The 21,447-nt window shown below is 67.3% G+C and carries 20 protein-coding genes and 2 pseudogenes; 14 read left to right on the top strand and 8 right to left on the bottom strand.

Annotation, left to right across the window (positions count from 1 at the left end; translation table 11 throughout):
- Window positions 1-38: 38 nt before the first annotated feature.
- From ACH34R_RS10000 to ACH34R_RS09990, 3 genes are read right to left on the bottom strand one after another with little or no spacing between them, the layout of a single operon-like run.
- Window positions 39-662, bottom strand: coding sequence for an HAD family hydrolase (locus ACH34R_RS10000; RefSeq protein WP_397561059.1), 624 nt, complete (start codon window positions 660-662; stop codon window positions 39-41).
- On the bottom strand, window positions 659-1,123 hold the full coding sequence (locus ACH34R_RS09995; protein WP_397561058.1) for a hypothetical protein: 465 nt from the start codon (window positions 1,121-1,123) through the stop codon (window positions 659-661). Before ACH34R_RS09995 ends, ACH34R_RS10000 begins: the two co-directional genes overlap by 4 nt.
- On the bottom strand, window positions 1,120-1,995 hold the full coding sequence (locus tag ACH34R_RS09990) for a helix-turn-helix domain-containing protein (RefSeq protein ID WP_397561057.1): 876 nt from the start codon (window positions 1,993-1,995) through the stop codon (window positions 1,120-1,122). Before ACH34R_RS09990 ends, ACH34R_RS09995 begins: the two co-directional genes overlap by 4 nt.
- Window positions 1,996-2,475: 480 nt before the next feature.
- Here ACH34R_RS09990 and ACH34R_RS09985 point away from each other — a divergent pair, with 480 nt between their 5' ends.
- The 8 genes from ACH34R_RS09985 to ACH34R_RS09950 all read left to right on the top strand — a co-directional run bounded on the left by ACH34R_RS09985 (window position 2,476) and on the right by ACH34R_RS09950 (window position 9,849).
- Window positions 2,476-3,093 carry a hypothetical protein gene (locus ACH34R_RS09985; protein ID WP_397561056.1) on the top strand — a complete coding sequence of 206 codons (618 nt, stop codon included), beginning with the start codon at window positions 2,476-2,478 and terminating at the stop codon, window positions 3,091-3,093.
- Window positions 3,094-3,176: 83 nt separating this feature from the next.
- Window positions 3,177-3,542 carry a hypothetical protein gene (locus ACH34R_RS09980; protein ID WP_397561055.1) on the top strand — a complete coding sequence of 122 codons (366 nt, stop codon included), beginning with the start codon at window positions 3,177-3,179 and terminating at the stop codon, window positions 3,540-3,542.
- 151 nt (window positions 3,543-3,693) lie between these two features.
- A complete protein-coding gene (locus ACH34R_RS09975; RefSeq protein WP_397561054.1) occupies window positions 3,694-5,331 on the top strand; it encodes a BTAD domain-containing putative transcriptional regulator in 1,638 nt (545 codons plus the stop codon).
- Window positions 5,332-6,268: 937 nt separating this feature from the next.
- A complete protein-coding gene (locus tag ACH34R_RS09970; RefSeq protein WP_397561053.1) occupies window positions 6,269-7,504 on the top strand; it encodes a hypothetical protein in 1,236 nt (411 codons plus the stop codon).
- A gap of 160 nt (window positions 7,505-7,664) precedes the next feature.
- Complete coding sequence (locus tag ACH34R_RS09965) at window positions 7,665-8,666, top strand: DUF932 domain-containing protein (protein WP_397561052.1); 1,002 nt, start codon at window positions 7,665-7,667, stop codon at window positions 8,664-8,666.
- A gap of 72 nt (window positions 8,667-8,738) precedes the next feature.
- Window positions 8,739-9,068, top strand: a complete 330-nt coding sequence (locus ACH34R_RS09960; protein ID WP_397561051.1) for a hypothetical protein — start codon at window positions 8,739-8,741, stop codon at window positions 9,066-9,068.
- 50 nt (window positions 9,069-9,118) lie between these two features.
- Window positions 9,119-9,481, top strand: a complete 363-nt coding sequence (locus tag ACH34R_RS09955; protein ID WP_397561050.1) for a hypothetical protein — start codon at window positions 9,119-9,121, stop codon at window positions 9,479-9,481.
- Window positions 9,482-9,513: 32 nt separating this feature from the next.
- Complete coding sequence (locus ACH34R_RS09950; RefSeq protein WP_397561049.1) at window positions 9,514-9,849, top strand: hypothetical protein; 336 nt, start codon at window positions 9,514-9,516, stop codon at window positions 9,847-9,849.
- Between the two features lie 121 nt (window positions 9,850-9,970).
- Here the strand turns inward: ACH34R_RS09950 and ACH34R_RS09945 are convergent, their stop codons facing one another.
- A complete protein-coding gene (locus ACH34R_RS09945) occupies window positions 9,971-10,912 on the bottom strand; it encodes a hypothetical protein (RefSeq protein ID WP_397561048.1) in 942 nt (313 codons plus the stop codon).
- A 358-nt stretch (window positions 10,913-11,270) separates the two neighbouring features.
- Here ACH34R_RS09945 and ACH34R_RS09940 point away from each other — a divergent pair, with 358 nt between their 5' ends.
- The 6 genes from ACH34R_RS09940 (at window position 11,271) to ACH34R_RS09915 (ending at window position 16,615) form a co-directional block, all read left to right on the top strand.
- Window positions 11,271-11,777 (top strand): hypothetical protein, encoded by a 507-nt coding sequence (locus tag ACH34R_RS09940; protein ID WP_397561047.1) that lies wholly within the window; start codon window positions 11,271-11,273, stop codon window positions 11,775-11,777.
- Between the two features lie 144 nt (window positions 11,778-11,921).
- Window positions 11,922-12,176, top strand: coding sequence for a hypothetical protein (locus ACH34R_RS09935; RefSeq protein WP_397561046.1), 255 nt, complete (start codon window positions 11,922-11,924; stop codon window positions 12,174-12,176).
- 123 nt (window positions 12,177-12,299) lie between these two features.
- Entirely contained in the window at window positions 12,300-12,947 is a 648-nt protein-coding gene (locus tag ACH34R_RS09930) for a hypothetical protein (RefSeq protein WP_397561045.1), read from the top strand.
- A 243-nt stretch (window positions 12,948-13,190) separates the two neighbouring features.
- On the top strand, window positions 13,191-13,451 hold the full coding sequence (locus tag ACH34R_RS09925; RefSeq protein WP_397561044.1) for a hypothetical protein: 261 nt from the start codon (window positions 13,191-13,193) through the stop codon (window positions 13,449-13,451).
- A 390-nt stretch (window positions 13,452-13,841) separates the two neighbouring features.
- Window positions 13,842-14,285, top strand: coding sequence for a hypothetical protein (locus ACH34R_RS09920; RefSeq protein WP_397561043.1), 444 nt, complete (start codon window positions 13,842-13,844; stop codon window positions 14,283-14,285).
- Window positions 14,282-16,615, top strand: coding sequence for an ATP-binding protein (locus tag ACH34R_RS09915; protein ID WP_397561042.1), 2,334 nt, complete (start codon window positions 14,282-14,284; stop codon window positions 16,613-16,615). The genes ACH34R_RS09920 and ACH34R_RS09915 overlap by 4 nt, the downstream gene beginning before the upstream one ends.
- Window positions 16,616-17,279: 664 nt before the next feature.
- On the opposite strand, the pseudogene ACH34R_RS09910 reads toward ACH34R_RS09915, so the two are convergent.
- From ACH34R_RS09910 to ACH34R_RS09895, 4 genes and pseudogenes are all read right to left on the bottom strand, one after another.
- Window positions 17,280-18,774 (bottom strand): annotated as a pseudogene (locus ACH34R_RS09910) (ISL3 family transposase); the annotation flags it as partial.
- Between the two features lie 294 nt (window positions 18,775-19,068).
- Window positions 19,069-19,983, bottom strand: a complete 915-nt coding sequence (locus ACH34R_RS09905; RefSeq protein WP_397561041.1) for a C40 family peptidase — start codon at window positions 19,981-19,983, stop codon at window positions 19,069-19,071.
- Window positions 19,980-20,870, bottom strand: a complete 891-nt coding sequence (locus ACH34R_RS09900) for a replication-relaxation family protein (protein ID WP_397561040.1) — start codon at window positions 20,868-20,870, stop codon at window positions 19,980-19,982. Before ACH34R_RS09900 ends, ACH34R_RS09905 begins: the two co-directional genes overlap by 4 nt.
- A 23-nt stretch (window positions 20,871-20,893) precedes the next feature.
- Window positions 20,894-21,447 (bottom strand): annotated as a pseudogene (locus ACH34R_RS09895) (hypothetical protein); the annotation flags it as partial.

The raw sequence follows: 21,447 nt of genomic DNA, 5'->3' as shown, positions 1-21,447 counted from the left end.
CACGAGGCCGAGCCCACTGCGCTTCGCTCTGAGCGAGCCTATGTACCCGGATTGGACAGGCCGAGCCGTGCGATGATTTCTGCGATTCCGGTTTCCGGCTCGGCGAAGTGGACCACGGTCATGCCAAGGTCCCGGGCGGGGGCCAGATAGGCGGCGGTGTCGTCGGCGAAGATGCACTCGAGGGGATCGACGCCCAGGCGGTCGGCGGCGAGCTGGTAGATGGCCGTGTCGGGTTTGCTGGTGCCGACCTGGTCGGAGATGACGATGGTGTCGAAGTGGCGCTCCAGGTCGTAGGCGTCGTAGACGTTGTAGTCGCCGCTGCCCCAGGAGTTGGACAGGACGCCGGTGCGGATGCCCTGGTGCCGGGCTCGGGCGACCAGGTCCAGGACGGGCGGGTAGGGCTTCAGGTAGGCCCCGATGCGGGCGATGATGCCGCGGCCGGGAATGCCGAGCGCGCCGCCCAAGGTCTCCTCGAACTCGTGCTGAGTGATCCGCCCACGCTCGGCGTCGGCCAGGCGGGCGCGGACCTCCGGGCGAGTCGCCAGGACGTGCTCGATGGCGTTGTCCGCCAGATTCTGGCTCGCGCAGAAGGTGCGGATCGCGGCGTAGAAATCGGTGGTGACGACACCGCCGAAGTCCAGCAGGAGCGCGCGTGGCCTCATCGCATGCCTTTCACGTAGTGAAGGTGTTGACCCAGGCGGCGTCCGGCCGCGGAGGGGGTCTGTCGCATGTGCTGGTGCAGCCGGTCCACTCGGTGCAGGCTGGGAGTGTGGCCGGTCTGCTCGATGATGTCCAAGGCTTTGATCGCGTGATCGGCCGCGTCGTCCATGCTCGCGGTGGCGGCGAGGGCTTCGGCCAGGTCGATGTGGGCGGTGCAGCGGTGTCGTTTCAATGACGGATCCAAGCAAGCCAGGGACTGAGCCAGGATGGCTTGGGCGTCCTGGTACCTGCCCAGGCGCATCAGGTCTCCTCCACGGTAGGCCAGGAGCTTGTCGCCGCCGAAGGATCCGATGCCGATCCACGGCCGGGCGGGCGCCGCATGCGTCAGGTGGATCTCCGCTTGGGCGAGGCGGCGTTGGCATTCCTGCTCCTCGCCGAGCGAGGCGTGCATCTCGGAGGTCACGGCCAGCAGCCAGGCGTGAGTGCGTGGATGGATCCCGCGGCGGGCTGTGTCCAGGGCCGCGTCGGCGAATCCGAGACCGGCGTGCGCGTCCTTGTTTCCATAGGCGGCCAGGAACCGCGCCCGCCGAGGGTGAAGGCCATCAACTCGGCGTCATTGACCTGCTGGGCGGCGCGCATCGCAATCGTGATGTAGGGCTTGGCCGCCAGAGGGTCGTCGAGATCCAATCCGAGCACGGTGGCCAGCAGCGTACCCATCTGGCCGATCAACGACACCACCCGGTCGCACTGTGCGCCCGCCTCAGCGGCGAATTCGGTGAGCAGGTTCAGAGTTCCGTGGGCTGGTGCCAGGAGGCAATGGGCGCTGGCCGAGCGGTAGGACTGCCGAAATCCCGACACGATCTGTTCCAGACCGTGGACGGTGTCGGCGTCCAGCCGCACGCTCTTCCCTTTGACCGCCGACAGCCGTTCCGTAAGGCCCTCTTCGATGCCGGGCCGGAGATGGTGCAGGACACTTGTCACCGTTGCCGAGGACTGCGCCAGGAACCAGCGCCGTCGCTCAAGATCGCAGATGTCCCAGCCGGTGGGGTCGATCAGCAGGTGCTGGAGCGTCATCGGCGGCTGCGAGCCGTGGCCGCGTTTTTCGGCCTGGTCGGACTCCACACCGATGAGGTAGCTCAGCTCCACTCGCAGAACCGTGGCGATCGTCCGCAGCAGGGCGAGACTGTCCACCCGCATCACCCCGGTCTCGACCTTGGAGACCCAGCTTTCAGAGCGGCCGATCAGGGCCCCGAACTCCAGTTGCGATAACCCTCTGCGGCGGCGGCTTTCCATGATGCGCTGCGCGATCAACAGATCATGCTTGTCCACGGCCACCACGTGCCCCACTCGCTGGTCTGATGTCACGACCAGTCTCTATCTCACGCGATGCAATCGCAAGATGACCTTGCGTTATGAGCGAGCTTCTAAAGCTCTGCCCTACCCGAACTGGTGTCGGCCGGTCAGACCGGAGTTCAGCGGATTCACCACCGTGCTGGGCCGGAGCGGGGCTCCTACCTCGTAGCGGCACTGACGATCAGGTACCGGTCCCCTTCGTACCGTCCTCATGCATCCAGCGAAAGGAAAGGCATGGAGATACGGGCCGGCGCGACGAACACCCCGATCGTCGCCGCAACGATGGAAGTACTCCCGCACAGCGACGACGGCCGCCAGATCCGGAGACGCTTGGGCTGGCCCGGCCAGCCTGGGACGGGCGACATAGCCGCCGAGGTACGCCGCTACTTGGCCACTCTTCGAGCGAAGCAAGTGACGCTGCCTGACGATCTGCACATGGTCGATGGCCCCCATGGGCTCGAAATGCGGCATCGACGAGTGGACGGGACGGCGTTGACCGAGCTTCCCGGCCCCCAGGCCGCTGAGTTCGTCACAGCGGTTCGCCGTGTCGGCGATTGGGTGAACCGGCTGCACGATAGTGAAGCCCGGCTCGATCCCAGCCTGGCCGGCTTCGTGCTCGATCGCGGCGCGAACGTTACCTACGTCAAGGTCGTACCCCCGCTGCTGACCACCCGCCGTCCTGTGGAGACGACCCCCTGGCGGCAGATCCTCGGCGCGCTGCGCTACGACCGCAACGTCACCTTGTGCGCGATGGCCGGGTACGCGGCCCGCCATCTGCTTCGGACCCTGGAACCCGGCGAACCATTGACCGCCCACGGAGCCGCAGTGATCGCACTGTGCCCTGGTCATCCCCGTCCCAGTACACGCCCGGCCATGTGGTTCCACGCCCGCACCCGCGCGGCCGAGTTGGCCCTGACCGGCCGTATCGCGGCCCAGCAGGCAATGGCGGTGTACGCCGCCACCTCCATGCTCGTACTTCGCGGGGTACCGCCCTCCGATCAGAGGGCCCACATCGAGGTCGCACTCGCCGCGGCGGCTGCTCTGAGTCGCGACAGCTCCGGCAAAGCCCCGCGGATGTAGCCGGAGAGCGCCGGAACACATGCCACCCCCGCCTGCCGATCCACCAGGGGCGACCAAGCCATTTCTCTTTTCGGAGGTCATCTATGTTCATCCGCGCGGCCATCGTCGCCGTCTCTATCGCATGTGTCCTCATGCCGGCGGCCCCGGCCCCGGCCCCGGCCGAACGCCGGGTATGGGAGAGCGCCAACCGGCGGGGAAGTGTCACTGTCAACTCGGGACGCGACGTCGTCACCGTATGCGACTTCCAGGCCGATGACACCTACGTCGAGGCTGAGTACGCGACCAGCTTCCTGGCCATCCACAAGGTGGCCGACAGCAACGGTGCCCTCGCGGGCTGCGCCGTAGACCGAGTCATTCTGGGACGCGTCGATGTCTTCAAGCTCTGCTACGGCAAGCGTCACGTCTGGAGACAGTGCGATCAATCCATCTGGCTCAAGCACAGGAAATGATCTCGGCATATGACCGAGAGGCATTGCTCATAGCGGGGCCTGACGACCCGTATTTGAACAGGAGGCTACTCTAATGCGGGGAAGAGGCTTTGGCCTGCAAGTGAATCAGCGGCTGCTTCCTCGGTCGCTGCGGTTGGTGCAACTTTCGACCGTGCTTCCGCTGGCTGCCGCCGCTTCGCTGGCTCCTCCTGTATCGGCCAATGCGGTACGTACTGACTGCCCAAAGGGTCTGACTCCACTGGCCGATCAGTACTGGGATATGCAGAAGCTCTGCGACAATCTGGCTCGGGACGCACTGAACGGCAAGTCGGACAATGTGGTCAACCGCTTTGAGGAGGCACAGCGCTTTCCGGAACCCCATGCCGACTCGCCGCCTGTCGCGAAGGCATCGATCCCGCCGCAACCAAAATCTCGCCCCGACAGAGAAGAGGCGGCCAGGCGACATCCACGTCCTGATCAGGAGGCGCCTGCGATCGATAGGCGGAATGAAGATGATCGGCGCGGCCAGCCCATTGTGGTTGGCTCGCCCCAGCCATGGACTGGGGGTGTAGGAAAGAAGATGCACCGGGGGCAGGGAAAGGAGGAAGCAGAGCACGATAGGTCGCAAGTGAAGAGGGCCCGGCCGGCCAAGCGAACAGCTCCAGCACGCCCTTCCACGGCTGAGTCCGCGCCCGCACATCCATCGCCGGCGCTCTCGCCCGCGACATCGAACGAAAAGAAGATGGGCCGCGTAGATACGGTGGATCGACAGTCGGTTGGCGTCAATGTCGGCTCGGCCCTGCTGTTCGGGGTCATGGTGATGTTCGGTAGCGCACTGCTGGCCCGCCGCCTTCGCAGTGCCTCACATTCACGCGCTGTCGCCTTGAGTCCTTCGAAGGCCGGTGCGGTGGCAGTGCAGCGCTCGCCTGTGGATCTGACGCCCACCTACTCCGAGGCCGGCCTGGAGGGCGCGCCTTCCAGGCCACTGGCGACTCAGGACGCGGCCCCCACGCCTGATGCCGTGGCGGATCCCCCAGAGGAAGCCGCCCAAAACGCTTCCGCGCCTTCCAAGGGCTCCTCGAAGGCGAAGGTCCAGGTTCTGGGTCCGTTGCGGGTGGTCGTAGGAGCCGAGGAGGTGTCCTTCCGGCGTACGGAGGGACGGGACCTGTTCGCGTTGCTGGCCACCTCACGGGATGGAGAGTCCCCCGAGACGGTGATCGACCGACTGTGGCCTGATGAAGGAGAGCGGGGCATACGCAGGCTGGAGTCGGCGATCATGGATATCAATGCATCGATGCGGCAGGCCACAGGCCTTGCAGCCGAGGTCAAGTTCGTGCTGAAGACTGGGCAGCGGCGGCGCTTGGCACCGGTCTACTTCGATGTTGACTGGTGGCGGTTCGAGGATAGCTATGTCAAGTCGAATACGGCGGAGAACGAGGCCGATCGACTGAGTGCCCTACGGCAGATGGTGACCTTGTACCAAGGGCCGCTTCTTGCCGACCGAGACGATTTGTGGTGCCTTCCGCTGCGCCAGGCCGCTACTGACCAAGCTGTGAATGCAGCCCTGCGCTTGGCTGATTTGGAGTCGAGGAACGATCCGTACAGGGCACTGGATGTACTGACGTTGGCCGTTGATCGGATCGATTCCTACAACGAGCTGTTGTGGTGTCAGATGATGACGATTCAGAGCGAGGTGGGCCGGTTGCCTGCGGTCCGGCGGACCTTCCAGCAGATGTCTGAACGGTTGGCGGAGATCGATGCTCAGCCAAGTCGGCAAGTTCGACAAGCGTATCAGCGGCTCCTCGGATAGCCGAGCGCAACGCAGGTCAAGGCTTCGGTCGCCCTCGTGTCACTGACATCGCCCGGCATGGACGATCCCCTATCCCCCCGGACTTGACACGACATAGGCAGTGGGACGTTAATGGCTGGGCACCGACCCGTCGCACGTAATGGAGCGGCGGGGGTGCCTGGCGATACAGGATGAAGCGGCCTCCGACTGAGAGGCGTCTGTGGCGTTCGCCGAGCGCTGCCACAGGGAAGCGTTCGTTCGGTGCTGCGCTCAGCGTCATCTTTTATGTGTGCGACCGGTGTAGCCGCTTAGATCGCCTCATCGTTCACGGCCGGTACCCGCAGGTCAAGCTGTGCGCGGACGATGCGTTGCGCCGCCCGACTCGCCTATGGGCGACCCCGAATAAGTGCTCGCCCGTCCACGATGTCCCTCGCTTCTATCATGAAGGCAATCACCGTGCGTCTCCTCTGGAGACCACCAGCCTCCCTCTTCCCGCCTACGGGCCCCATCCTTGCATGGCCGGATAAGGCCGGCCCGATGTGATGCCGAGGTGCCCCGGTGATGGGCGCTGACCACATCGCTGTGGCGATATGCCGCATTTGAGCACACGGAATCGTATTGGTTCGATCGGGTTCGTAGGTGTCGGACATGACGATCCCAGTAGCAGGTGATATGCAATGGTAGCGGCGGACTTACGGCCCTACCAGTAAGGTCATTCCGAACGAGCATCGTTTCTGGCGACTCTTTTCCTAAATCCGAAGACGAGGCGCAGCCATTGCGGTTGGCGAGTTCAGCTCAACTGCTCCGCCTCATGTAGGCATCGGCAGTTCAGTTGCGGTGACTAAAAACGTTTCGCGATCGCTTGCAATTCCTATGCGAGCCGAGCGATAGTCGAGCTCCACCAATCACGAACCGGCCACTATAAAACCGGTTCGGAATCGGAAAGGAGCCTTACCAAATGAACAGCCGAGTCACCGAATCCAACGCAACGGACGCCCACGACATCGCAACCGACATCGCAACCGACATCGCAACCGACACCGCCGCCGTCAGCGCCCCTGACGTGGCCCCTACACCGTCAGTCGCCGGTGACGCCGACGCCGCCCGCACGGACCGCCACGGGGCTGTGTGGGCGGCGCTGCTGGCCAACCCCGGGGGGTCGGCAACCGCTGTCGGGGCCGAGGCGGGAATCAGCCGGGTCAGCGCCAGCAAGATCCTCAACGAGTTGGAGGCGGAGGGCCGGGTTACCCGTACGGCGGGCGGTCACGACGGGCGGGGCCGTACCCCTGACCGTTGGTTCCCCGTGGTGTCCGACGCCGACAACGGCGTGGTGGGCGGGTCCGGATCGGACAGCGTGGGTGATGCCCCGGTCGGATCGCTCGCTACCGGCGCGGTCGCGGCCCCGGACACTCCCAACCCCGACGACAACACTGACGCCGACGCCGACGGTGCCGCAACGGTCGGCGTAGTCACCACGACGACCGATGTGGCCCCGGCTGATCTTCCCGACGACAACGCGCCCGACAGCGTCACCGGGGACTCGGCCGCCTCGGAGTTCGTCAGTACCGATGATTTCGACGCCTCACCGGCGGGCGAGGAGATCTTGGTGGGCGTCCCGGGGGATGAGTCCGACAGCATCCCTGATCTCAGCCCGGCCCCTGTCCCCGCATCCGCCGTCACCGACTCCACCAGCGAGGCTGACGAGGAGGAGACGGCGGCGGAATCCCCCCAGGTTGTGGACCCGGCGTGGACGCGTGCGCGGGCCGAGCTACTGGAGTTGGCCGACCTGCTCACCGGCGCGGTCGCCGAGATGGACGGCGATGGCGACCGGGTGATGGCGTTGGGCCGGTTGGAGATGTTCATCGCCAAGTCCGCACAGGCGCACCGGAACGCCCGCGCGGTCCTGACCGGCGTCGCGACCGGCCGCCCCGGTCCGACCCGGGGAACGGACAGCCGGTCCGGTGGCGCGACCGGCACAGCGGCGGTCCGGCCGGGGGCGCTACGGGATCGTGTGCTGGCCCACCTGACCGAGCACCCGGGTAAGGACTTCACGCCGTACGAGATCGGCCGGGTGCTCGACAGCTCATCGGGCGCGGTGGCCAACGCGCTCGACCGGCTCGTCAGCCTGGGACAGGCCGAGCTGACCTGCGAACGGCCCCGCCGATTCGCCGTCGCCGCCGGTCAGGGTGCCTGAGACGGGCCGGGGGCGGGCTGGCCTATAGCCCGCCCCCGGGCCCGCTAGGACCTTACCCGGCACCATACGCCGCCGGGCCTCTACGGCCACTCACATCCCACGTAGGGGCGGGATCTGACCGCCCGTCCATCCCATTCATCTCATTAGGAAGAGGTCTGTCATGGCTCACGAACTCGAAGTATTCGCTGACGGTTCCGCCGCGTTCGCCGCCGCCGGTAAGCCCGGCTGGCACCGGCTCGGCTACACCGCCCCCGGCCCGATGACCGCCGAGGAACTGCTCGCCCACGCTCAGCTCGGCGGCTGGAACGTCCGCAAGGTCCCCGTCGGTCAGGTCACCGACCCGGACACCGGCCAGACAGTCGCGGCCGAGGAGGACTTCCTGATCGTGCGTACCAACCCGCACACCGGCGCGCCGGAACGGCTCGGCATGGTCGGCAAGGACTACAAGATCGTTCACAACGAAGAGGTTGCCGAGTTCCTCCAGACCCTCGTGGACGAGTCCGGCGCGGTCTTCGACACCGGCGGTTCGCTGAACGGCGGACGCCGGGTGTTCGTCACCATGCGCCTACCCGAACCTCTTATGGTCGGCGGCTTCGACCAGGTCGATCTCTACCTCGCGGCGTTCTCCCGGCATGACGGATGGGGCGCGTTCACTACTGTCGCCACGCCCGTCCGTGTCGTGTGCGCCAACACCGAACGTGCCGCGTTGCGCACCCATGCCGCCATGTTCAGAGTTCGCCACACGGGTCACATCGCCGGGCGCATCGCCGAGGCCCGCGACGCGCTACGGCTGACGTGGCGGCACGGTGAGGCGTTCGCCGCCGAAGCCGAGAAACTGCTGGCCACACCGATGGACGTCAAGGAGTTCCGCCAGTTCGCCGCCGCGTTGCACCCACTCGGCCCGGACGCCAAAGACCTGACCCGGCGCAACCACGAGCTGGCGATGCGGGAACTGGAGTGGCTCTTCACCTCCGCCCCGACCAACGAACCGATCCGGGGCACCCGGTGGGCCGCTTACAACGCGGTGACCGAACGGCTGGACCACCGCAGCCCGGTGATCGGACGGCGCGAGGCCGCAATCGTCCGCGCCGAGCGCGCGCTGCTGGACGACCACGCCAACAGCAAGATCAAAAGCCGCGCCTTCCACCTGCTCGCCGCCTGACCACGGTACGCCCGGCTCACCAACCCGGGCGTACCGCCCATCCCCCACCTCACCCCTGAAAGGAGACAAAGCATGGGTTACTTCGAGTTCCACGCCATCGATGCGGACCAGAGCCAGGACTTCACCGCCAAGGAGATCTCCCGCGCCGCCGTCGCCCAGTACGTCTGTGGCTGGTGGCAATCGGCCATGGATCAGGTCAACACCGGTGGAGCCGCACCGGCGTACGTGATCATGCGTACCCGGGTCCGGGCTGAGCGACTGCTGATCGGACAGGAACCGGCATATCGCGGTGAGTTGTTCGCTCAGGCCATGGCCCAGCCCCGTCGCCAGGCCGCCCAGCGGTTCCTCGCCGTCACGCAGATGCTCGCCGACGCTTTCCCCACCCCCGAGAGGAGCCGATGATGATCTCGCCATGCGCACAGCCATGCACTCTGGACCTTCACCTGCGGCAGGTGATCGAGTCGGTCACGCGGGCGCACGCGGCGGAAGCCGCCGAGCTGACCTACCGCATCAGCGAAGGCCACCGGCTCTCGTCCACGTGCCTGTACGGCACCGCCTATGGGCGGGACCTGCGTACCTGGTGGGGCACAGTGATCAAGCAGATCAACGAAAACGAGATCACCACAGACCACGCACTGCGCCGAGTGCGAGCCTGGGTCCGCCAGTACCTCACCACCGAGCCCGCCTCCAGCGTGCCCGGGACCCTGTTCGATCACGCCATCGCCCACGCCTCCCGGGCGGCGGCACGCGAGTTCCTCACCACCAGCGGAGAACTCCTCACCTTGCACGCCTTCTCCCAGGAGGAGGTCCGGTGAGTGTCTCGGCCGGTGAGGGTGCGGAGATCGAGGTGTTCCATCTGCTGGCGTGGCGCTGGAACATCACGGCGGCCAAAGGGTTCGCGGCGGGCCGCACCCCGAAGGGCACACTGGCACCAGCCGAATGGACTGGCCTGTTGTCCCTGATCACGATCGACCCTGACCACGCTGCAAATGTAGACCTGTCCGAACCGGTGATCGCGGTCCCGGTGCCCGATGCGGGCGGCCCGCTCGTTATCGACGGCTGGCACCGGATCTACAAGGCCCTGACCACGGGAACGGACCGGCTACCCGCCATTCTCCTCACCCCAGAGGAGGAGCGGATCTGTCGGATTCACGGCGGCGAGAAGGGATACGGCTGGCGGTAACCGCGCCCGGTGGCGCAGGTGGAGTGCCCCGGTCCGCGCACCTCGTGCGCGCGGCCGGGGCGCACCTCCTGCATCACCGGGTCACTTCCGAGCAATGGGCTTACCGGTCAGCGGTCGGCATTCAACTCGGGGAGAGCAGGTTCTGATCACCGCCCTCCGCCGCGAGGCGTTCATCGAGCCGGCGACGCAACTCCTTCAGCTTGACGAGGCCATTCGAGGTTTGGACCTGCCAGAAGTCCCATCCGTTCACACTGGTACCTGTGACCGCGCAGGCGGCGCTGGTCGGTTTCAAATGGGACTGCTGACCATAGCGAATCCAACCGTCAGCACCCAGTACCGCCTCAGCCGGATAGGAAGGCGAAGACGAGAACAGTCTCGCGCCCGGCTGGATCAGCCCCGCCGCGACGAGGTCGGCCAGAGTCGTCGCGCTTCTCATCCTGCGGTCACCAGGCCGGGATCTACGGTGCTCCGCCGCCGCTGGCCTGCTCATGGGGCCCGTCGCGACGCCGTGGCCGATCAGGCGCAGGGCGCAGAGGACCGGCGGAACGTAGGCCAGCATGTTCCTTTGGTCGTCGATGGAGATGCTGAGATCGCGAGGTCGGTTACCGTTATGGAGATCGACCTGCGAAGAATCATGAAGGATGTCATAGAGCTTTCCTTCTAGCCAACCGGTTTCGCCGCTGTGCAGACTTGCCCCTCCTTCTCGGCGAACCAGCAGGGCCCGATACCAATGGCCGCGAGTGCGAAGTTGTTGCCGGATTCTCGTGCGCAATCCCGGAACAGAGGATTTGCCGACGTAGGCGCCCCAACGCCCTTGGGAATCTGGTCGATCCAGAAGCAGGTACGCCCCTGGTACATCCCAGGTGACAGCGAGCCGGGAGAGATGGGCGCGTTCGGCAATAGCCATACTCACGACAGAGTGTCCGATGCTGATCTCCAATGGAGCATCAAGGTCCGCCGGGATCAGTGTCGTCAGTATCGTTTGTGTGGGTATGTGCCCTTCCATCTCATGTCTCCCCAGGTCGTGAATCCAGTCCAGATCTTCTGGAGAGTAGCGGATCAATAGCTAACTGTGACAACCGCTTTGCTGAGGCAAGGCCACAGTGGACCCGCGCGGCGCGGCCCGCCCGTCAGCAGGCCCGCTGGCGGGCGCTGCGCGACACCGTGGTGATCGCCCTCCTGTACGCCTCGGGGATACGCCGCGCCGAGCTGCCGGGCTCGTGCTGGCCGACCACGACCCGCCCGCCTGCTCGCTGCAGGTGACCGGCAAAAGGCGGCAAGCAGTGCGGGGCTAGGGTTCGGGAAAGGTAAAATCCCAGCTCAGGCAGCATTTCCGGGTTTCTGGGTGACTCTCTTTGGGTATACTGTAATTAGAAATAAGGCGGGACGCACACCTGCCGCCCAACACACGAAGGAGTCCCATGCAGACCACCAAGGCCATCCCGGCCGTCCGGACCATGCACTACCTGCCCAGCGTCACCATCCGCCTGACCGGCGCGGCTGAGAACCGTGTCGTCCCCCGCCGCCACCAGGACCGCGCCCAGGTCGATGTCTACATCCCCGGTGCCATCGTGATCCTCTGGGACGAGCGGGCCGCCTGGACCATGATGACCGCCTGGCGCAACGCCGCCGGGATCGCCGAGCGAACGTTCGGTGCGCGCCGCGCCGGGGGCTACGAGGTGGCCAACCGGCACACCAGCCACATCACGATCGGCCTGCAGGGCAAGCAGTCGGTGGAGGTGTTCGCCCGCACCTACCTCCACTCCCGCAGCGGCTGCGGGGAACTGGCCGTGGTGGTCGGGCCGCTGACCATCGTGGCCGACGACCGGGAGGCGTACGACCAGCAGGTGGCCACATGGCGGGTCGCAGCCGCAGCCGCGAACGCGGTGTTCGACCAGGAGGGCCGAGCGCGACGCCGGGCCGAGTAGCCGCCCAGCACCCCGGGGGGCGGCCCGTACGGGCCGCCCCCCGGGGTTATCCACAGGACAACGCTCCGTTCAGCGCGGGCCGGGGCGGACCGGCCATCCTGACGGAAGCACCAGCGCGACCACTCATGATCAACAAGGAGCATCATGTTCGAGATCCGCGACGAGGCCGGGCAGGCCCTCGGCAGCGAGGACACGCTGGCCCTCGCCGAGGCCCGGCTTGACGAGTTGACCCGCGACCGGCCCGGACAGCCGCGCCAGACGGGCACTTGGACCATCACCGACACCACGACCGGCGTTGTGGCCGCCGAGCTGACCCGCTACCCCGGGCCGCCGACGCCGTTCCGGTCCGTCCTGGCCACGCTGGCCGACAGCGCGCCCCCGCCGGAGGACGAAAGGTAAGTGGCGGCCGGTGATACGGGCAACGCCCGCTCGCACACACCGACCGCCGATTGGTCCCACCCACGAAGGAAGGAACTCCCCTAGCTTATCGACCGACTCTGACCCAGCTGGAGGATGGTGGACATGACCAGGGACGACGACGAGGACAGCGGCACGATCACCCTCGCCGAGTGGGCGAAGGAGGTCGGTCGCACGCCCGAGCACATCGCCATCCGATGGCGGCCGACACCAGGCTTCCCGCGCCCGGCCGGTCGCCGCCGGCGGCCGGGTGCTCGCGGGCCGGGCGAGCCGGTGTACGACCGCGATGCGCTGGAGACCTGGCTCGCCGCATGGGAGAAGGCCCGCGCCCGCCCCCGCCGTCGCTATGAGGTCCCTGGCGATCCGAACGAGATGCGCACCCTGAATGCGATCGCCCGGCTGCTCGGCGTCGCCGGGAAGACGCTCTCCCAGTACCGGCAAACGTTCGACGCGCACGCGGAACACCGCGACCACGGGGCCCGCACCCTCTACCGCACAGGCGACGTCGTGAACCTGCTGAACGACCGGCCGGGGGCCGGAGTGGCCAGCACCGCCGAAGGCGACGCTCGCCGGGGACGCGACCTCACCGAACAGGAGACCGCGCGCTTGCAGGCCGCCACCACGCCGGGGCAGTGGGCGGCAATCGCGCGGGAACTGCTTGCGGACGGGGCGAGCCGCCCGAGCATCGGCCGCGCGGTCGGCCTTACCGGCAACGCCGTCGAACAGCGGCTACGAGACCGTGATCACGTGTGACCCGGGGTGGTTCCCAGGAGGAACACGTACCGGTCAGCAAACATGATCTTGGGTCCCAATCCATGCTTTCCCGCACGCCTGCACCCGGGAGGACACTGCGGCCGTGCGCGCGTTCGTGGCGAACCGAGCCTCGGGGGCCGCTGGCAACTGCCCCCTCTATCTTCTTTTGACTCCGGCCGCCGCCTCACCCCGGGATGAGGCGGCGGCCTCTTCGTTGACACCGCGGAGGTCTCCGGGTGGGTGATGACGATCGCTGGCGGCGTTGTGGCGCTAGCCGTCGCCGTCGCGACGCCCCATCGTCGTGTCTGCGCTGACGGGCGCGGTGAAGACATCCTGACCGGCGTGATCGCGTTCGGGCTGCCATTGTCGGACGAGTCGGCCAGTGCGCTCGTCGGCGCGCTCAATGTGGTGCTGATGCTGCTGCCACTCGGGATCACCCCGGCGGCGGACCCCGCTCCCGGGTTTTTGCGCGCTGAGCGATCGGCGATGCGGGGCCGCACCTGACGTGAGGTTCGCGCCTGCCGTCTGTGGCTACTGACCTTCAAAACGTGGAACGGGAATCCCGGCCACTAACGCAAGTCCGTGGTGCACGCACCACTAAATCACTCATATGCTGCGTTTGTGCTTTGCGGCGGCTTTGGCGTTGCGGGTTGCGAGCTCGCAGTGCAGCGACGAACTTCACTGAGGGGCTTGGTCTGGGCTGCTGCGGCTGGAGCATCCTGCAGGGGACGCGCACGCCGATGCGCTGACTGAGACGCTGTGGGCGGTGCTGGCGCGCTCCTGATCTTCGGTGACGGCTGACGCTGGCACCAGCCGCAGCCCGAGGGGGAGGGCGACGGTTACGGTTCCGGCAGAACGCGCTCGCTGGCCGCGTCGTAGCGTGATGATGGCGGTATGTCACCACGTGGCGCGAAGTGGTTCGGCGGAGCCGTCGCCGTTACGGCCGTAGCGGGGCTTGCGGGGTATTTCGTGGCGGTCGGCCTGGATCGGGCCGACAAACTCGCCAGTGTGATCGGCGTATTCCTCGGCTTGGCGGGCCTGTGCCTGTCGGTCTACGGCACGGTCACCGGCCGTGCCGCACAGCCGCCTTCAGGATCGGCGGGTGCCGACATGCCTGCGCCCGAGCCACTCACCCCCACGCCCCCCCTGCCGGATGCCGGTAGGGGCGGGGTGCGCAACAACATCAGCGGTGGGGTATTCCACGCGCCAGTGATCCAGTCCGGCACGATCGGGCCTGTCCCCCTCGGCACCTCACCGCCGGGACCACTGCCGAGACCATCGGCCACGGACCGTCCCACCGATCCGGCTTCTGATCCTGACGGCCAGGCCGAGCGGTGACCGGCACCGAAGGGACCCGCAACGTCATCACCGGCGGGCTGTTCCTGGCGCCGGTGATCCAGGGCGAGCGCATCACGCTGCACCTGCCCGCGCGGATCACGCCTGCGCTGGCCGGGCTACCGGCAGCCGAACCGTCCTTCACCGGCCGTACCCGCGACCTGCAGGCCCTGCTGGAGGTCCTGGCGCCCACGCAGACACACACGGGCAGGGCGGCGGGTGAAGGCGAGGGTGCGGTAGTGGTGACCGCGGTCGGTGGCATGGGCGGGATCGGCAAAACCACCCTGGCCGTCCAGGCCGCCCACATCGCCCGAGGCCGCGGCTGGTTCGGCGGCGGGGTGCTGTTCGCGGACATGTTCGGCTACGACCCGGTCCTTCGCTGGGACGCCGACCGGGCGGTGGAGCACTTCCTGCGCGCTCTGGCCGTGCCCGGCGAGCACATTCCCGCCGACTCGCACGGCCGCCTGGCGCTATACCGGTCGATCCTGGACGGCTACGCCACCGCCGGTCGCCCGATCCTGGTGCTGGTCGACAACGTCTCAGGCCCCGACCAGGCCGCACCGCTGCTGCCCATCCACCCGACCTGCAAGGCGATCGTCACCTCCCGCGAACGCCTGGCCCGGCTCGGTGCCCGCCTGCTCGATCTGGACATCCTTGACGAGGCCGAGGCCGTCGCCCTGCTGCAGCGGGCCGTGGCCGTTGCCCGGCCCGGCGATGAGCGCATCGCCGCCCACCCGGAGCAGGCCCGGCATCTGGCCCGGTTGTGCGGCGGGCTGCCGCTCGCCCTGCACCTCGCCGCGGCCCTGCTGGCTGAAAACCCTGCCCTGCAGGTCGCTGAGCTGGTCGCCCAGCTATTGCCCGCCGACCGCAGGCTGGATGAGCTGCGCTACGGCGATGAGACGATCACCGCGGTGTTCGATCTGTCCTACCGGCGCCTGTCCGCCGAGCAGCGAGCCCTGTTCGCACTGCTGCCGCTCAATCCCGGCCCTGACATCTCCACCGACGCGGTCGCGGCGCTGACCGGCCAGGACCAGGCCAGCGCGCGCCGCACGCTGACCGAGCTGGCGCGTACCCATCTGATCGAACCTGCGCCCGGGCGGCAGCGCTGGCGGATGCACGACTTGATCCGCCTGTACGCCGCGCAGAAGATCGATTCAGGCGATCTTTCTGTTGAGCGGGACCAGGCCCTCAGCGGCCTCCTCGGCTACTATTGGGACACCGCCCAGCAGGCCGCCCGCCACCTCCGCCCGCCGACGGCGGCGACCTCGCCGCGTTTTCCTGATCGAGACGGCGCGCTGCGTTGGCTGGATGCCGAGCTGGCCAACCTCATCGCCGCCGTCCAGCACTGCGCCACCAGCACCTCCTACCCGCACCGCATCCTAGCCCGCGACCTGCCCCTCACCCTCGCGGCCTACCTTAATTGGAGGCGCCACTTCACCGACTGGATCACCTTGGCCGCCATCGCTCTGCACACTGCTGAAGATCTCGGCGACCGGCACGGCGAAGGCCGAGCGTTGAACAACCTCGGGCCCGCGCTGCGGCAGGTGCGGCGCTTTGAGGAGGCGATCACCGCCTACGAGCACGCCGCCACCATCTTCCGGGAGACCGGCGACCGGCACGGCGAAGGCCAGGCGTTGAACAACCTCGGTATCGCGCTGCGGCAGGTGCGGCGTTTTGATGAGGCGATCACCGCTCACACCAAGGCCACCCAGATCTATCGGGAGACCGGCGACCGGCACGGCGAAGGCATGGCGCTGGACAACCTCGGGCCCGCGCTGCGGCAGGTGCGGCGCTTTGATGAGGCGATCACCGCTCACACCAAGGCCACCCAGATCTTCCAGGAGACCGGCGACCGGCACGGCGAAGGCATGGCGCTGGACAACCTCGGTATCGCGTTTCAGAAAGTGCGGCGCTTTGATGAGGCGATCACCGCTCACACCAAGGCCACCCAGATCTTCCAGGAGACCGGCGACCGGCACGGCGAAGGCATGGCGCTGGACAACCTCGGGCCCGCGCTGCAGAAGGTGCGGCGCTTTGATGAGGCGATCACCGCTCACACCAAGGCCACCCAGATCTTCCAGGAGACCGGCGACCGGCACGGCGAAGGCATGGCGTTGCACAACCTCGGTATCGCGTTTCAGAAAGTGCGGCGCTTTGATGAGGCGATCACCGCTCACACCAAGGCCACCCAGATCTTCCAGGAGACCGGCGACCGGCACGGCGAAGGCATAGCGTTGCACAACCTCGGACTCGCGCTGCGGGGAAAACGCAGATACATCAAGGCGTTCAAGGCCACCTATCAAGCCCGGCTGATACTGAGTAGCCTTCAATGATCACAGCCTGACCGTAAATGGAATTGCCCAGACCTTGCCGCATGCGCGAGTGGTGAGGCCGTTCTCGTAAACGGCCCATTCGGAAAAGCGCCGCCAGAGCCTGCCGCCGGGCTGCCACCAGATGTCGTCTCGGAACGCGTTCTCACGCAGGTGTGACGGCGAGGATGTTCCGAGAGGGAGAATCCGGAGTGATCAGCGAGCCGAAGACCGCCGTGTGTCCGACGCTGATGAGGTTGAGCGGCTCGCATGGCCGCGATGTGCCGTCCAGTCGGGCACGCCGTGCCACACACGCGCTCCTACGCGGTCGCCGGCACCTACCACAACCGCCCGGTTCGGCAGAGTACCTCGGCTGACGAAGCTGCTGCGCGGGCCCACCCCGGCCGACCGAGGTTCAGGACAGCCAGCGGGTCGGGCACAGCGCCTCTGGCGCCGCTCCCGGCGGAGACCCCCAGCACAGACATCCGTATCGGCTACACTCGCTGCTTTCGCCTCACCCCAGAACTTCGGCCCCAACTTGATGCTCTGCCCGCGCACGGCATTGCGCGCGAGAAGATCGTCGCCGAAAAGGTCTCCACCCGAGTCGGGTCCGCTCCGAGTTCGGAGGTACACCGCAAAAAACCAGGCTCTGTCCCGTAATCGGTGGCGGCGTTGGGTGATCTTCATGCAGCAGGATGCGGTGGCGCACCAGGTCGAACCCGGCACGGCCGCGCATCTGGCGCATGATCCTCTCGTGCAGGTGTTGACGCCTTCGGTTCGGCCGTTGTGGTGCGCAAGAGTGAGGGCGGCGTTCACGGCGTCGCGGTCAAGTTCGAGGCCGTTGGCGAAGCTGTGTAGGTGGGGCAGGTCAGCGGCTCGGAGGGTGGTGATCCAGGTGGTGAGCTTGGCGTCGTTGCCTTCGGCCGGGGTGAGGAGTTCGGCGAAGCCGCGGACGCGGCGGGCGAGTTCGGTCAGTTCGGGGGCGGCGGTGAGCTCCTGCGCCAGCCGGGTGTCGCTTTCACGCAGCCGATCGGGGCGGGTGAGCAGGAGACGCGCCAGGCGGCGCGGGGTGATGACGGGCCGCTCTCCTTCGGCTCGGCCTTGAGTGATATAGCGGTAGAGCAGGTTGAGGCTGCCGGTGTAGCCGAGGTCTTTGATCTCGCGGAACAACTGCTGGACTGCAACGGCCGGGTCGGCGGCGCGCCGCTCTGGCAGGTGATCGCGGTAAGGATCGACGAGAGTGGGCCGTTAGCGCGGAGCACGGCGCAATGCCTCGGGCTCGCGGGTGCGGGCGTAGCGCTTGACGGTGTTGAGGGACAGGTCCAGGCGGCGGGCGTATTCCAGGAGGCCGACGCCCTTGTCCAGTAGGTCGTGGATCTGCCGCCAGCGCTCGCGGGTGGTCTGTTCGCGGACGCCGGCGGGCCGGGGCGGGTTGACCCCGGCCCAGCAGGCACTATGGGAACGAACCTCGGCAAGGGTCTTGTCGCAGAGGTTCGCCCACAGGTGCCACCGGTCGCTGACCTGCACCGCGTCCGGCAGGGGCGTCGAATCGCCTCACCGTAAGCGCCCGACCCGTCACGGCAGACGATCTCAACCCCGGGATGGGAGCCCAGCCACGTCTCCAGGACGTCGGCACTGCGGCTGGGCAGGACATCGATCCGCTCGCCCGTCTCGGCGTCGATAAGCACGGTGGCATAACGGTGACGGCGCTTGAGTGCGAAATCATCGACACCCAGCACGTGCGGAATCCGCGGCGGGGGCAGCGGCAGCCGCATGAGCAGTCGCAGTGCCGTGGATCTGGAGACCGCGACGGCCAGGACCGCCGAGAGCCGCGCACCCGCCCGGCCTGCCAGCTCTGTGACCACTGCGCCCGGTTGGCCGGTGAGCCTGCTGGTGCGACGCTGGTAGCGCTCGAGCAGCCCGGGAACCTGCTCACGGAACATCTGCCGAGGGCATCCCCGCACAGGGCAGGCCAGACGCCGTACCTGCAGCGACACCACCACCCGCCGCCCGTCGACCGGGACATCCGTGACCGTCCGGCCGACGTAGCCGTGCACCCGGCCGGTCAGCGCCCCGCACACCGGGCACGGCACCGACTCGCGGCGCGTACGGGCCATGACCCGAATGAGGTCGTCCTCGTCCCTTATATCCTCGATGACCAGGGCAGACAGCCCTGCAAACACCGCACCCACGAGATCGTCGATCTTCAGCACGGCCCAGCCTGGCAGGCGAGCACTCAGCGCTACCACCGATTACGGGACAGAGCCGAAAACAACAACACCACCCGTACAGTCCCACCGGGGCCGGTGGCTATCCATGCCGGACGCTGCGGAGGGTTGTCGTGCCGTACCGGTTCCGTTCTCCCGGCTATCTGCCCGAGTGGGCTGCCCATTACGAGCCGCTGCTGGATGGGCTCATGGTCCGTGAAACCTCCGTAGTGCGGCCGACATCGATATGGAGCAGCTCCGCAGTGGTCGTTACCGTGCGGCCTTGCGGGCTATCGGGCGTGTGAAGCCGACCAGATCCGGCCATTGGTAAGACGCGATCTTGACGACGTCTCTGCTATTCGGTGCGTGGATCATCTGTCCGTTGCCGATGACGAGGCCGACGTGCTGGGGTTCGCCGCGGTGCATCCGGAAGAACACCAGGTCGCCCGGCTTTTCCTGACCTCGTGGGACGGGAGGGCCGTAGCGCCACTGGTCAGCCGCTACGCGCGGGATGGTGAGTCCGGCCGCCTGGTAGGCCCGCATGGTGAGGCCGGAGCAGTCGAAGGTGGCTGGTCCTTCGGCTCCCCAGACGTAGGGCTTGCCGAGCTGTGCGTGCGCGTATGCGAGAACAGCGGAGACGCCTTCCCCTTCAGCGGATACGACGCAGAAGCCGGCGACGGCATCGACCAAGCGCTGGGAAAGCGGCTCCCATTTCGCGTAGGCGCCGGGGAAGGCGGAGCGTTGTACGGCCTGCGCGGCGTGGGCGAGTGGAAGTCGCTCCCAGCGGGGAATCTTGGCGAGGCGGTCGTAGAACTGGCTGGTCGCGTAGGCGGGGTCGAGGATCTGCTCGGGACTTCCCCATCCTTGCGAAGGGCGCTGCTGGAACAGGCCCAATGAGTCGAGGTGGCCGTGAGTGGCGTTGCGGAGATGGGACTCCTGCAAGGCTGTGGTGACCGCGATCACGGCCGCCCGTGTCGGCAGGCCACGGTGCAGCGCGGCCTGGATGATGAGTGTGGCGTTACGCTTCTGCTCCTCGTCGAGGGTTCCGGCGGGTTGTTGTGAGCTGTCCGGTCCGGGCGTTACCAGGCAGCCGGGGCCGCCGGAGCTGGTGAGGACACTTCCGGCCGCCGCGATGAACAGCCCGATGAGCAGAAGGAAAGCAGCACCGGCCGCGGCGTACTTCACTCCTTGTCGGCTCCGGCCGGGGAGTCGGCGACGCGGCTGAGGTGGGGCCAGGCATCGCTGAGTTCGGCCAGGCGTAGCCGGGGGCCTTCGGAGCCGACCGCCAGCCATACCGGTCCTGCCGGGCCGTCTCCGATCGTGGTGTGGACGGCGGTGGCCACGGGGACGTCAGCGCTGGTCAGCCGCTGGCGCAGGTTGGTCTCCCGGGCTCGGCTGGGCAGCCAGAGCAGCACCGGAGTGGCGATGCCGGTGGCTTCGGCGAGGTTGGCGTAGTCGGCGAGTTTGGCGATGACCTTGGTGAGGGTTTCGCTGCCGGTGTCGTGTTCGAGGAAGAAGTCGAGCTGGCGCCCGTTCTCGCTCCATCGGCCGAAGGCGTCGGGGCGGGCGAGGTCGCCCCAGAGCTGCGCGCAGCGGCGTTCGGACCACCATGCGCCCACCTCGGCCTGCCGAGTGGTACGGCGGGCGTGGTGGTGGAGGTCGGCGAAGAAGTCGTTGACGCCGATCTGGTGGCCGAGCCGCTTGGAGACGGAGATGGCCATGGCCGTGTCGGGGTGGTAGCCGAGCTGGGCGATGGTGGTGTCGTCTTTGAGTGCCAGGACGGCGGCTCCCGCTCGGCCGAGGATCCAATGGGAGGGTGCCGAGCCGCCGCCGTACGCGGTCCAGGGGCGAAAGCGGGTGATGGCGTGGAACGCGTGCAGGATGCCGAGGCGGCGACGGGTCGGCTGCGGCAGGTTGAAGAAGATCTTTTGGATCTGGTGGGTGGTCAGGACTCGGTGCTGGTGCAAGTGGCTGAGGATCTCGTGGTCGCGCGGGGTCAGCCGTGCGGCCAGCTCGGCCAGTGCGGCGGCGTCGAGGCGGGGCAGTCCGATGGGCGTCCTGGTCACCGGCATGTGATCTTCTCCCTGTTCGTTTGCTAGCGGGTGCGTGGGTCGGCGGGCTTGCGTCGTCTGTTGCGCGGGGCCGGTTCGGGGGCGGCGGTTGAGAAGCGCTCGCGGGAGGCCTTGCGGATCGCTTCTTCACGGCCGCTTTGGATCGGTGGCAGCGGCCGGGTGCGTACGGTGCAGGGCTGGGTTTGCCGACCGTCGATGATCAGCCGGACGGCCGCCTGGTAAGCGCCGAGGTGGGCCAGGTCGTGCGGGGTGATCAAAGGCGCGGTGTGCGCCTTGAGGTCGTTGGCGTCCTTGGGAGAGGCGGTGAAGAAGATCTTGTTTCGGGCGTCGGCCGACAGGGCTTCGCGGAGGTCGGCGGGGAGCTGGTCCAGGTGCTGATGGGCGAGTACGAGGGAGAGGCGGTAGCCGCGCGCCTCGGCGAGGACGTCGCTGATGTGGCCTGGCAGGTTGAGGAAGTTGTGGTGAAAGTCGGCCCGGAGCGCCCTGCCAGTGTTTCCACCGGTGGGTTTCTCCGGACCGCTTCCCGAACCGGACGTGCCCATTTCTGAGCATCCGGCTCTCCGCAAGTCCCGTTCGG

The sequence above is a fragment of the Spongiactinospora sp. 9N601 genome, assembly GCF_044326295.1.
GTDB classification, from domain to species: Bacteria; Actinomycetota; Actinomycetes; order Streptosporangiales; family Streptosporangiaceae; genus Spongiactinospora; species Spongiactinospora gelatinilytica.
This window is presented reverse-complemented; position numbering and strand designations above follow the sequence as displayed.